The organism is Bacillus cereus group sp. N11 (assembly GCF_016483605.1).
GTDB classification, from domain to species: Bacteria; Bacillota; Bacilli; order Bacillales; family Bacillaceae_G; genus Bacillus_A; species Bacillus_A toyonensis.
Map to the genome: position 1 here is coordinate 14,868 of NZ_JAEHBN010000013.1, position 12,485 is coordinate 27,352.

Genomic DNA, 12,485 nt, shown 5'->3' on the forward strand with positions numbered 1-12,485 from the left:
CCATAAGGTTATGATCGCTTATAATTTTTGTATTATTTTTGATTTCTATAATAAAACATGGCTCAACGTAAAGTAAGTTCTTTTGTTTTACTCTTTCATACACACACAATTCAGGTGGATTATAGATGTATGAAAAGGTAAAAGGGATTTTGGGGCGTAATCTATCTATATGATAATTCAAAATGAAATATAAGTCTATATTTTAATGGTTTTTTTAATTATATTTATGATACTGAGCTCAGAACAATGATGTGGAGGATAAATATATGAAAGCAAATTATGTACCAGTTTTAATTGTTGGAGGGGGATTATCAGGATTAGCGTCTGCGTTATTTCTTGCAAAACATAATATTAGGTACTTACTTATTGAAAGACATCCGTCTACTGCAATTCATCCGAAAGCAGGCGGGCTTACTTTACGTACAATGGAGTTATTTCGAGAATTAGGTTTAGAAAATAGAATTAAATTGGCGGGGAAAGCACTAGAAAATTGCCGAGGAAGAATAGCGGTTCGTACAATAGCTGAGGCGAATAAGGAAGAATTGGAAAAAATGAGAGCCACTCAGTATGGAAACGATGAAAAGTTACTTCAAAAAATAGAAGAGATTAGCGCATCAAAACAAACTGCTTGTTATCAAATTATTTTAGAAGAAATGATGTTACAAGAAGCGAAGACATTAGGCGGAGAACTATCTTTTTATCATGAATTAATTTTATTTGAACAAAATGAGAACGGGGTAAAAGCAACGATTCGAGATCGTGAAACAGAAAAAGAGAGTGTCATACATTGTGATTATGTAATTGCAGCAGATGGGGCGAAAAGTAAAATACGTGAGCAGTTAGGGATTAAAACTGAGGGTCGTGGAACCATTGGTGGCTATTATATGAATATTTATTTTGAAGCTGATTTAAGTGAGTTTATACAAGGAGACGCATTCGGTTTTTCTATGGTACTTCATACGGAGGTTCTTGGTGCACTCATCCCGGTTGATAACGTAAAAAAATGGATTTATCATGTAGCCTACGATCCATTAAAAGGAGAGGGGCCAGAGGATTTCAATATAGAACGTTGTAAACAAATTATTCAAACAGCAATTGGAAGTACAAATGTTGAACCAGAAATATTAAGTGTTCTACCGTGGGAAGCGAGTGAAAGTACAGCGATAAAATTTCAAGAAAATCGCATTTTTTTAGTTGGTGATTCTGCACATATTATGCCGCCAACAGGAGGATTTGGTTCAAATACGGGAATACAAGATGCGCATAATTTAGCCTGGAAGTTAGCTGCTGTTATAAAAGGGAAAGCAAAACCGAAATTGTTAGAAACATACCATGATGAGAGATACCCTGTTGCAAAATTAACGACGGATTATGCGAGTAGTTTATTATTTCGTGCTGCGAATAGAGAGGAAGGCAGTTTGAATAATATGGATGGTTTAGCTGTAACTGTTGGGTATCAGTATTGTTCAGAGGCGATTATAGATGACTCCAACACTCCGCATAGAATGGATGTAGTAGAGCTGAACGGAAGACCTGGCACGCGAGCACCACATTTTTTTGGGGTGTATGAAGGGAAAGAAGCTTCTATACTAGACTTATTCGGTAACAATTTTGTATTACTTACAGGAATAGAAAATTGTTCTTGGGATGAAGCTGCACATGATGCTTCATCTAAATTAGGAATAAATATAAAAGTGTATCGAGTTGGTCTAAGTGGAGACTTTATTGCTCAAGAAGATGTTTTTTGCAAATTATATGGGATAGAGAATGGAGGTGCTGTATTGATTAGACCTGATGGCTTTATAGGGTGGCGTTCAGGGAAAGAGGTTATATCTCCAATAAACACAGTACTTGAAGAGGTTATGAACAATTTATTATGAAATTTTCAAATAAATAAGGAAGTGTGGTTGTATATAAATTATCCACTTTTTAACTAAGAATTGTAAAAAATGAAAGTTGTTATAAAAGATAATAATATTATGTAAATAAAATAGTTGATAAAAACAAAAAGACATTATAGCTAATCATTGTCCATAAAAGTCTGATCAGTGTGAACTAATACTCAATGGAGGATGCATAAAACTTGGTTGATTGAAGTTTTACTTTATTAAAAAATCATATTCACAAAATTTAATAGGTTTGGTATGATTAATTTCTACAAGTTAATAGAGGCCGGAGATATTTGAGAAAAGCCATAAGTTTATTTAGGGATACAGGAGTGTCCTCTAAATAAATTATGGCTTTTTTTATTGAATGAACCGTACACAATAGGGAGTTACATGTGAAAAGGAGGCTATAGGAATGAAATAGTATAGTAATAGTTTTCTTTATTAATAACATAGAGAAAATATATTTGTAAGATTGAAATTTTAATATAGGCTTATAAAAATAATGAAAGTATGTCTTCTATTTCGTGTAAATCTCATTAGCTTGTTGAAATTTGCAACGTAGGAAGGGTTAAAAGGATGAGAAAAATTATTAGCGTTTTAGTTATTTTCTTTATGACGGGAAGTGTCTTTGCTGGGGGAGCTGTTCATGCGAAATCAGAAGGGAAGCATGAATGGAATACGAATAAGTTTTTAAATATTGCACATCGCGGAGCAAGTGGACATGCACCTGAGCACACTTTTGCTTCTTATGATTTAGTGAAAAAAATGAAAGCGGATTATTTGGAGTTAGATATTCAATTAACTAAGGATGGCCAATTAATTGCAATGCATGATACAGCAGTTGATCGAACTACAAATGGTACAGGTGAAGTACGAGATAAAACGTTAAGTGAAATAAAGAGTTTAGATGCAGGGTCATGGTTCAATAAAGCTTATCCAGAAAAGGCTAAGCAAGAGTATATTGGTCAAAAAGTTCCGACTCTTGAAGAAATCTTTCAGAAGTACGGAAGAAGTATGAAGTATTATATTGAAACAAAATCGCCAGATGTGTATCCAGGAATGGAAGAGAAATTATTAGCGTTATTAAAAAAATATAATTTAATAGGTCAGAACATGTCTTCTAGCCGTGTTATGATTCAATCATTTAGTAAAGATAGCTTAAAAAAGATTCATAGTATGAATGAAAATATTCCGTTAGTCCAACTACTTTGGTATTATCCAAATGATAACAACGAGATTGTTGAATGGTCTGGCATTACACATGAGCCGAAAAGTGTAACGAATGATGATTTTCAAGAAATTAAAACGTATGCAGTCGGTATTGGGCCAAACTTACGTAATGATAATGGAGAGTTAATTATTGATGAGTCATATATGAAAAAGGCTAGGGAAAATCACCTGCTTATTCATCCGTATACAATTAATGAGAAACCAGATATGAGATTGTTAATTAAATGGGGTGCTACAGGAATGTTTACAAATTATCCGGATCGGTTACATAGTGTTTTAAAAGGAAAATAAATAGGGAAAAAGGTATACCAATATTTTAGGTATACCTTTTTCTATGATGTAAAATGAGTGGTTACTGTTTCAGGGTAGATTCAAATAATAGAGTTCAGTGCCTTCTTCACGCTAATTCTCCAATAAACCAAATCTCTTTTTTAGAGCATTCATCTTCGTCATGAATGATTTCTTGAAAGTGCAATGTTTTGACGGTTTGACAAATTGTATTTCCCCATTTTTCCCAAAAAACAGATTCATTTGAAAGCGGAATCCATTTTTGAAATTCACTATTTCTACGGGAAAAAGTATGAAAGTAGTCATCGTTTTTAAATATGATAATTTGAGAGCGCCATAAATCTGCAATGGAAATCATAACTACAACTCGATATGTATTTGTGTCGTTCGGTTTCATTTTCAATAATTGATTTGCTTGATTTAATAAAGTTTGAATACACAATCTCTTTACTTTCCTAGGGGTTTTTTGAGAGTTAATAAAAGCTTGTGAAACAGGTAAAGGCATATACCAATATTGATTATGATAGAAAGTAGAAGGGAATGTATTCGTATATTATTCAATTCGTTTAATCATAGTATTTGTTTTTCGTTTCATACCACGTATTTTCTTTTCACGCATTGTGAGTCATCTCCATAAATTTTTGTAATGCAGCTGAGTGAAAAATATCTTTTCTCGTAATAAAAGTAGTAGGAACTTTTTTGAAGCTATTTGGTAAAGGGTTGAATGATACGTCATGTTTATGACCATTTAAGATAGATTTCATCATAATTGCTATGCCCATACCTGATTTTACACATGCGAGTATCGCTTCAATCGTTCCAAACTCTAAAACTCGTTTAGGTGAAATTCCTTCTTCTTGAAGCCAGTCTTCTAATAACCTTCTATAATAGCAACCGTGACTAAAGGTAAGTAAATTCATGTCTCCTATGTCTTGGAAAGAGGATAAAGGATTTTTGCTAATGAGAACTAATTCTTCTTCACGAAATACATTTGCACGAAGTTCAGCGTGCTGAGTAGTTCCAGCGATAAATGCTCCGTCTAGTTTTCGGTCTAATACGAGATGGGTTAGCTGTTCCGTCGTATTTGTTTCTAAAACTAATTCGACTTGTGGGTAATTCTCATAATAGTTCGCTAATATGGAAGGAATCCGAACAGCTGTTGTGGATTCTGTACATCCGATTTTTAAAGTGCCTTTTGGTTCGGTTCCATTACTTTGGACCGCTTTAACAGATTGCTCCATTAAGTGGATGATTTGTTTTGCGTATGTTAATAAAATCTCGCCGTTAGAAGTTAAAGTAACACCTTTTCCATTTCGATAAAATAAAGGCACACCTAATTCGTTTTCTAGTTGTTTCATACGCATCGTTACGCCAGATTGTACATAGTTTAAATTTTTTGCAGCATGAGATATATTTCTTTCTTTTGCAACTTCGTAAAAAACAGTTAAATCTTTTATGTCCACGTATCATCCCTCCGAAAAAGGTATCAATTTTTTTGATGGATTATATGATTAATATTTATTTTATATAATATCAAAAATTTCATACAATGGAAGGGGATGGAGGGATCTTAATGCTAATGAAAGAGAATGTGAACAGTACTTATAAGTGGATGATGTTAATTTTTGCGACGATTGCTCAAACGACAGCGACACTTATAACGTATGGTGTCGGAGCTTTCGCTTTATTTTGGAAGGAAGAATACGCACTTACGAATATGGAGAGTGGGTTATTAGTAAGCGTTGTAAATATTGGACCGCTATTTTGCATGCTTTTTGTTGGGAAGCTACTTGATCAATATAATGAAAAATGGTTAATTACTATCAGTTCATTTTTACTCGGAGGTTCGCTCTTACTGACTAATATAGTAAATGGATTTAAAGGGTTACTCTTTGTCCTTTTGTTAGTAGGAATGTTTTATAGTGTTTCCCAGCCGGGAGGAAGTAAAGTGATACTAAAATGGTTCTCAAAAGAAAATCGTGGGTTAGCAATGGGGATCAGGCAAGCCGGTATACCTATTGGTGGTGTACTAGCGGGAGTATTAATTCCGTTACTTGTAATAAAATATAATTTGTCTTATGCGATACATGTAATAGGAAGCATTTGTATAATAGGTGGTCTTTTATTTTCTATATTTTATCGAGATTCATGTGTTCGGAAGGAAGGGAAAGAAGAACGTATAAAAACCTCTTTTTGGGTGCAGTTAAAATCAGTGATGCATAAAAAAGCGTTGTATCCAATTTATATAACTGGTATTTGCATGATTTCATTACAAATGGTGTTAGTTGGACATTTTATAAATTTTTTAGTAATGGAACAATCAATTACACCTATTTTAGCCGGAAAAGTATTTTCAGTTATGTTCTTTTCTGGAATGATTGGCCGTATTACATTGGCAGCTGTTAGTGATTTGTGTTATAAGGGAAACCGGCGCATCCCTTTATTTATATCGGTCTGCACTTCTATCTGTTTTATTCTTATGTTAGTAATGAATATACATACAATAAGGAGTGAGTTCTTGTATGTTGTAAGTGCATTGTTAGGGTTCTTTTCGATTGGCTGGTTCAGTCTTTTTATTATTGAAGTTGCAGAAACGGCAAGTGAAGAATCTGTAGGGATGACAGTGAGTTTTGCTCTTACATTAAATCAAATTGCTATTATTGTTGCACCTGTCTTATTTGGGTATATTGTAGATCAGAAAGGGTATACGTATGCGTGGTTGTGTATAGTTGTATTACTAAGTATTTCAGTACTCAGCTTATATAGGGAGAATAAAAAATAAAGGAAAGTTAGCAATGTGAATTTTTGGTGAAGAAAATATAAAGAAATGCCATATGAGCGACATTTCTTATTGAATATGCTGTATAATCAAAAAAGAAAATGAGATTCGTTTTCAATTACGTTCATTTCCTCTTTTGAAATTACCTGTAATTTTAGCCATAATCAGTTGTTTTTCTTTATCGTTATTTGCATGATTTATTTTGTTTAAAAATTTTTCAGCGTCATTTCCTTTTAAAATCATAATTTGTTTTCCGTAATATTCAATTAAAACTATGTTGTTCTTTGTTATCCGATAATGAAACATTCTATCATCTAAACGATTGCGTCTATCGGTATTTTTCATATTACATCTCCATTCTGTATGATGTGTAACAAATGTTACATAAGAAATTGAAATTATAGTCAGGTGCATCCGATTGTATGCTGGATATTTTTTAAGAAAGAAATACAATAGAGAGTAGTTGAAAGTTGAATGTGATAAAAAGGAATCTAATTTAAATAAAGAGAATAGCAAGTAATATTATAAAGTATCTGAAAATTACAAGGTATAGAATAGAATGGATGCACGTTAAGTGAAACTAGAAAAAGAGGGTTCCTATTATGTTAAAGAAATGGTTAATCGTTTTCTTTATTTTTGCTGTTTTTTGTGGGAGTGTCGTTGCACTAATACATGCAAAGAAAGATAAAAAATATGATATAAAGGCATTTTCGAATATAATTGATAAGCAAAAGGACGAGCAGCAAGAAGTTAGTATAAACGAGAAAAAACGCTATGAAAGTGCAGCGGGAAAACTAGATCAATATTTAAAAGATAAAGGGTTTAATGGGAGTGTTCTAGTAGCTAGCAAAGGTCATGTGATTTTACGAAAAGGTTACGGCTATGCGAATGTGAAAGATAAAATGTTAACAACGCCAAGAACGAAGTATCGTATCGGTTCCATTACGAAAACAGTCGTTGCAATATCTATTATGCAACTAAGAGAAAAAGGGAAATTAAATATTGAAGACAATGTCAATAAGTATATTCCATCGTTTCCGGCAGATAGAAACATTACGTTACGAAATTTGTTAACACATACGTCCGGGTTACCAGAACAGGGGCAAGGGAGTGTTGATGCAGCGTCACGTTTAAAGTTAGTAACGTGGATTGGTGAGCAAACGTTACAATTTCCTGCAGGGACAGGATGGAAATATACAGATTATAATTATATGGTGTTAGCGTATATTGTCGAAAAGCTTACGAATAAACCGCTTGCTGAATATGTGAAAGAAAATATTTTTAATCCTGTTGGAATGCATGAATCTGGAATGGGGGCAACTCTTCCAGAAGATATTTTCCTAGCGGAAGGTTATACGAAAAAAGATAATGAATTAATAGATGCGCCTCGCTTAAAAATGAACTGGCTATATGGTTGTGGTGAAATGTATACGACTGTTGAAGATATGAAAAAATTAGATGAGGCTATTATGGATGGGAAATTGCTTTCTAAGCAAGGCTTATCTGATATGTTTACTGTATCACCTGCAAGAAAATATGGATTTAGTTTCTATATTTACCCAGACTATTATCATAATCATGGGGTATTAGCTGGTTGGAACACATTTAATAATTTTAACTGGGATAAACGAACGTTTGTTATATTATTCTCTAACGTACAGAATGGTATGAATGATACGTTTAATCAAGAGTTTAGAAAAATGGCGAATGATTTAATAGAAGAAAAATAAATGTTTAAAAATCGGTATTGATATGAAATGATCAATACCGATTTTTTTTATTTAATAATGTTTTATTTAGTGAACAAGCAAGTATGAGAAGAGAGTAAGATTAGAATAAATTTATGAAGGAAGTTAAAAAATAGTAATGTTAAATAGAGGGGGTTACTTTGTGAATGCCCTCTATTTTTATTGGAATTTTACGATTATCACGTGGGAGGATAATTGGTAATTTTTACATCGATGAAAAAGCTTGAGCTTCACACTATGTGAAGCTTTACATTATTGAAGACAAGAACAGGAGGGGCAGAAAATGAAAAAAGTAGTGAAGTTTTGTTTGATAGCTACATTAGCTACAACGGTTATAAGTGGATGTTCTTATGAAGGTGGAAATGAAAATGCAAAAGGGAAAGAGAATGAGAAGGTAGAGGTACAGAAAAAGATTGGAAAATACACGATGCCGGATGAAACAGATAAACATGAAGGTACATGGCTACAATGGCCACATGAATACACATATGGTCAAGAGTATCAACAAGAAGTTGAACCTATTTGGGTTAAGATGGCAAGTGCTTTAACTAAGGGTGAAAAAGTCCACATTGTTGCATATGACCAGGAAGAAAAAGAGAGAATCAATAAGCTTTTAACAGATGAAGGGCTAAATATGGAGAAGATTGATTTCTTTATAGCACCTACGGATGATGTATGGGCAAGAGATAGTGGACCAATTTTTGTTTATGATAATGATAAAAATCTAAAAATATTAGATCCAGCATTTAATGGTTGGGGGAATAAAACACCTTACAAAAATGATGCTCGTATTCGTGAGAACGTTAGTAAGCAATTAGGGATTGAAAGAATTGATTGGGGGAAATTTGTCCTTGAAGGTGGCGCAATTGAATTAGATAGCAATGGGACTGCTTTATTAACTCGAAGTGCTGTAACGAATAAAAATAGAAATCCTGATTTATCGGAAAAGGAAATTGAAAAATATATAAGTGACCTTGGGGTGTCAAACTTTATTTGGTTAGATGGAGTACCTAATTTAGATATTACGGACTTTCATATTGATGGATTTGCTAAATTCCATAATAAATCTACTATTATAACGATGAAAGAAGACGACCTAGCCGAATGGGGTTTGTCTAACAAAGATATGGATACATTGTTGGATGCAAAAAATGCTTCAGGAAAGAAGTATAAGTATGAATACTTACCACTTAGTAAAGACAAGGTTGCTTTAGAAAATGGGAAAACTCTTGATTATAAGGGATCATATATCAATTATTATATTGGGAATAAAGTGGTATTGGTGCCTAATTATAATGATCCAAATGATAAAATCGCAAACGACGCGATTCAGAAGTTATACCCGGATCGTAAAGTAGTAGGTATTGATGTGAGAGAGCTTTATAAAAATGGCGGTATGATTCATTGTGTGACACAACAACAACCAATTCAATTGAAATAATCGTTTGGAGTTTCGTTATACTGCTGTATAGACAAAATAGATGAAATACTATCTTTACCTATTTTGTCATGCTTTATTATTCGTAAAAATAAAACGTTTTAATATAATGATAATCGGAGTATAGTGTATTGTCGCTTTTCGTTTTATCCCGCTATTTGCGGGTAGTAAGACTCTCACCTTAAAACTCGACTCGAAAAAAGAAGTTAGGTGGGAGTCGGGCTGTCCATAAACGCCCGATTAGTGTGGGCTAATAATCAGTAGGGGGTGAACAAACCCCCTACTGATTAAAGTTTCACTTTATATGGAAAAGGAGAAAATGTTTGTGTTAAAGAACTTAAAAATAGTATTTTCGTTTTTCCCTATCGTTCTACAGTACATTTTAAATGTAGCTTTGATTTGTTTAGGGGTTGTTCTAAGTGTGTTTCTTGTGAAAGAAGTCATTCAATTTATACAAGAACTGAAATTAAATGGTGAGGAATCTAGTTATCATTTGATCGATAGTATCGTCGTATTCTTTTTATATTTTGAATTCATCGTAATGATTATAAAGTATTTTCAAATGAATTTTCATTTTCCATTACGATATTTTATATATATAGGTATAACAGCTATCGTTCGTCTCATTATTATAAATCATGATAGTCCAATAGATATATTGTTATACGCCTGCGCGATTCTTGTATTAATTAGTGCTTTATTCGTTGCGAATTCTAAAATAATGCGTCGTGATTTAGAATAGTAAACATTTGTTGTTTAAATTAAAAAAGTGGTATATCTTTTGGAAAAAAAGGAGTAAGAGTATTGAAAGAAATAATTTTCACCAGTTTCGTAATGATAGGGTTTATGATTTTACTATTTAATTGTATACTTTCGTAATTTTTAAGGATAAAAGATTAAAAAAGAAAGGGATTTTGTAAATATGGTACATTACAATAATCAAAATAGTTTACATAAAATATTTACATTAAAGGGAACAGTTGTAAGAGATATTTTCCCGCAAATTTTATTATATATGTGCATTTCAACAGTAATCACTGTGATTAATTACTATTATGTAGCAATAAAAATTAATCAAACTCCTTGGGTAATTGTTGGAGGAGCTTTAGGTCTACTGTTAGTTTTTCGTACGAACACTGCCTATGATAGATACTGGGAGGGTAGAAAGTTATTTGGCACGATTAGTGCTTCTACTAGAAATTTAGCAGTTAGTTTCTTATGTCATTGGGAGTCTGAAGAGAAAAAGACGGATCAGGAAAAGCTAAAATTTTTACATTTATTAATTGCTTTTCCTAAGATAGCGAAAGGGCATTTGAGAGACGATAAAGATCTAACTGAAATAAAAGCATTGCTTAATATTTGTTCTGAGAAGGAAAAGGAAATATTGGCGGAATCTATTCATTTACCAATTAGTATAGTTTTTATGTTAAAAACTATACTATCAAAAGGTTTAAAAACGGGTCGACTTCATCCAAATGTAATAATTAATATGGAAGCTGATTTGAATAATTTGCTTACGGCTGTGGGTGGATGTGATCGTATTAAAACAACGCCTATCCCATTTGCATATTTTGCTCATATTAAAATTTTACTGCTCATATTTTGCGGGACTTTACCGATCGGACTTGTTGATAGTCTTGGGTGGTTTACAGTACTTGCAACTACGTTTATAAGTTTTGCATTTATAGGGATTGAAGCAATAGGGGTTGAAATTGAAGATCCATTTGGTCAGGACCCAAACGATCTCCCATTAGAAGGGATTTGTATAGGAGTAGAAACACATGTATTAGATCTATGTAATCAAAACGGTTTGTTCGAAGTAATGGATATGAATCTTGATAAAAAAATCAGCTAATCATTCATTGGGTATGATGATTATATTTTTAATGTTGTCTGAAATGCGTTATTTTCAAATCTTGTCAAGAGTTACTTTACGGCTTAACGACAGCTATATATTTTTTATATAAATATATAATATTTCTCCGTGCTATAATCCATTCATGAAATGTGCACGTTTCAAAAATTGTAATGAAAAGAGAAATGGATTGGGGAATAGTTGGCTGATTGAAATCAGTTATGTAATCATTATTAAAAAGCGAGGTAAATAAAATGGAACAAAAACATAGTGGCATTATTTTTACTGCAATACCAGATGAATCGAATGAATATTATCAACCATTGTATGAAGACATTATTTACTTTAATGAATACTTAAATGAAAAAAAATCATTTACCGATCAACTTATATCTTTATCTGTTGAAGAGCAAGACTTTCATACAAACTTCTTTGAGTATGATGATATTTGGCTAAGAGATGTTGCGCCAGTTATAACGAATCATCTTGTTAAATTTAAATATTACCCAAACTATTTACCAGAGGATCAAGGGCGATATTTAGATCAACAATTTAATAAATGGTTGAAGAAAAATGAATTTGAGTATGTGAAATCACCATTAATATTGGATGGTGGCAATCTTATTTGGAATAAAAAAGATACTGTTATATTAACAGAACGCATATTTGATGACAACGATGATTGGACGGAAGAGGAAATAATTGAGCAATTAGAGTGGGATTTAGATGTAAGCCGGGTTATTATTATTCCTGCTGAAGAAGGAGATGTACTTGCGCACGCGGACGGAATGGTTAAATTTATTGATGAACACACAATGTTTATTAGTGATTTTCTAGGTGATAATGAATTTAGATATCATGTGCAAGAGATTATTCAAGAGCAAATGCCAGAAGCTGAATTTATCGTTGTTCCTTCGTCATATACAGAGAAAGGGCAATATGATCAAGAAATTGCATCGGCAAAAGGTTTATATATAAATATGTTAGAAACATGTGACGCCCTTTATGTTCCTAAGTTTGGATTAGCAAAAGACGGGGAAGTTTTACGATATATTCAACAGCATACGGAAAAACAAGTCATTCAAATTCATGTAGGAGAAATATCGACTATGGGAGGTGCAATGAATTGTTTAACGTGGTATTGTCCGAGTCATTTATTGCCTTCAAAAATGAAAAGATTGAGCAATCAGGGTGAAAGTTCTTCAATTAGAAAAATTTTTGATTGGTTTTAATAAGGTGAAACTTTAATTAGAGGAGG

The 12,485-nt window shown here is 32.7% G+C and carries 10 protein-coding genes and 1 pseudogene; 8 read left to right on the forward strand and 3 right to left on the reverse strand.

The window, feature by feature from the left end; genetic code table 11:
- Positions 1-266 precede the first annotated feature (266 nt).
- Together JDS98_RS20300 and JDS98_RS20305 are read left to right on the forward strand one after the other, a co-directional pair.
- Positions 267-1,880, forward strand: coding sequence for an FAD-dependent oxidoreductase (locus JDS98_RS20300; RefSeq protein ID WP_199634259.1), 1,614 nt, complete (start codon positions 267-269; stop codon positions 1,878-1,880).
- A gap of 585 nt (positions 1,881-2,465) precedes the next feature.
- Positions 2,466-3,410 (forward strand): glycerophosphodiester phosphodiesterase, encoded by a 945-nt coding sequence (locus JDS98_RS20305; protein ID WP_199634260.1) that lies wholly within the window; start codon positions 2,466-2,468, stop codon positions 3,408-3,410.
- Between the two features lie 106 nt (positions 3,411-3,516).
- Here JDS98_RS20305 and JDS98_RS20310 read toward each other — a convergent pair.
- Both JDS98_RS20310 and JDS98_RS20315 read right to left on the reverse strand, forming a co-directional pair.
- Positions 3,517-4,026: pseudogene (locus JDS98_RS20310) on the reverse strand (DUF3916 domain-containing protein).
- Positions 4,019-4,870, reverse strand: coding sequence for a LysR family transcriptional regulator (locus JDS98_RS20315; RefSeq protein ID WP_097953774.1), 852 nt, complete (start codon positions 4,868-4,870; stop codon positions 4,019-4,021). Before JDS98_RS20315 ends, JDS98_RS20310 begins: the two are co-directional and overlap by 8 nt.
- Before the next feature lie 86 nt (positions 4,871-4,956).
- On the opposite strand from JDS98_RS20315, the gene JDS98_RS20320 reads away from it, so the two are divergent.
- On the forward strand, positions 4,957-6,189 hold the full coding sequence (locus JDS98_RS20320) for an MFS transporter (RefSeq protein WP_140154009.1): 1,233 nt from the start codon (positions 4,957-4,959) through the stop codon (positions 6,187-6,189).
- Positions 6,190-6,300: 111 nt separating this feature from the next.
- Here the strand turns inward: JDS98_RS20320 and JDS98_RS20325 are convergent, their stop codons facing one another.
- The gene (locus JDS98_RS20325; RefSeq protein WP_000798812.1) at positions 6,301-6,531 is read right to left on the reverse strand and encodes a hypothetical protein; all 231 of its coding nucleotides are present in this window, start codon (positions 6,529-6,531) and stop codon (positions 6,301-6,303) included.
- A 257-nt stretch (positions 6,532-6,788) separates the two neighbouring features.
- Between JDS98_RS20325 and JDS98_RS20330 the strand changes: the two genes are divergently transcribed.
- The 5 genes from JDS98_RS20330 to JDS98_RS20350 all read left to right on the forward strand — a co-directional run bounded on the left by JDS98_RS20330 (position 6,789) and on the right by JDS98_RS20350 (position 12,459).
- A complete protein-coding gene (locus JDS98_RS20330) occupies positions 6,789-7,916 on the forward strand; it encodes a serine hydrolase domain-containing protein (RefSeq protein ID WP_199634261.1) in 1,128 nt (375 codons plus the stop codon).
- A gap of 301 nt (positions 7,917-8,217) precedes the next feature.
- On the forward strand, positions 8,218-9,375 hold the full coding sequence (locus JDS98_RS20335) for an agmatine deiminase family protein (RefSeq protein ID WP_199634262.1): 1,158 nt from the start codon (positions 8,218-8,220) through the stop codon (positions 9,373-9,375).
- Between the two features lie 322 nt (positions 9,376-9,697).
- Entirely contained in the window at positions 9,698-10,114 is a 417-nt protein-coding gene (gene psiE / locus JDS98_RS20340; protein WP_000916785.1) for a phosphate-starvation-inducible protein PsiE, read from the forward strand.
- A gap of 180 nt (positions 10,115-10,294) precedes the next feature.
- The gene (locus JDS98_RS20345) at positions 10,295-11,227 is read left to right on the forward strand and encodes a bestrophin family protein (protein WP_199634263.1); all 933 of its coding nucleotides are present in this window, start codon (positions 10,295-10,297) and stop codon (positions 11,225-11,227) included.
- 254 nt (positions 11,228-11,481) lie between these two features.
- A complete protein-coding gene (locus tag JDS98_RS20350; RefSeq protein ID WP_000435609.1) occupies positions 11,482-12,459 on the forward strand; it encodes an agmatine deiminase family protein in 978 nt (325 codons plus the stop codon).
- Positions 12,460-12,485 lie beyond the last annotated feature (26 nt).

Coding starts and splice junctions, on each gene's coding strand:
- JDS98_RS20305 (WP_199634260.1), top strand. CDS start 2,466: ATGAGAAAAATTATTAGCGTTTTAGTTATTTTCTTTATGACGGGAAGT.
- JDS98_RS20330 (WP_199634261.1), top strand. CDS start 6,789: ATGTTAAAGAAATGGTTAATCGTTTTCTTTATTTTTGCTGTTTTTTGT.
- JDS98_RS20300 (WP_199634259.1), top strand. CDS start 267: ATGAAAGCAAATTATGTACCAGTTTTAATTGTTGGAGGGGGATTATCA.
- JDS98_RS20320 (WP_140154009.1), top strand. CDS start 4,957: ATGGAAGGGGATGGAGGGATCTTAATGCTAATGAAAGAGAATGTGAAC.
- JDS98_RS20335 (WP_199634262.1), top strand. CDS start 8,218: ATGAAAAAAGTAGTGAAGTTTTGTTTGATAGCTACATTAGCTACAACG.
- JDS98_RS20345 (WP_199634263.1), top strand. CDS start 10,295: ATGGTACATTACAATAATCAAAATAGTTTACATAAAATATTTACATTA.
- JDS98_RS20350 (WP_000435609.1), top strand. CDS start 11,482: ATGGAACAAAAACATAGTGGCATTATTTTTACTGCAATACCAGATGAA.
- JDS98_RS20325 (WP_000798812.1), bottom strand. CDS start 6,531: ATGAAAAATACCGATAGACGCAATCGTTTAGATGATAGAATGTTTCAT.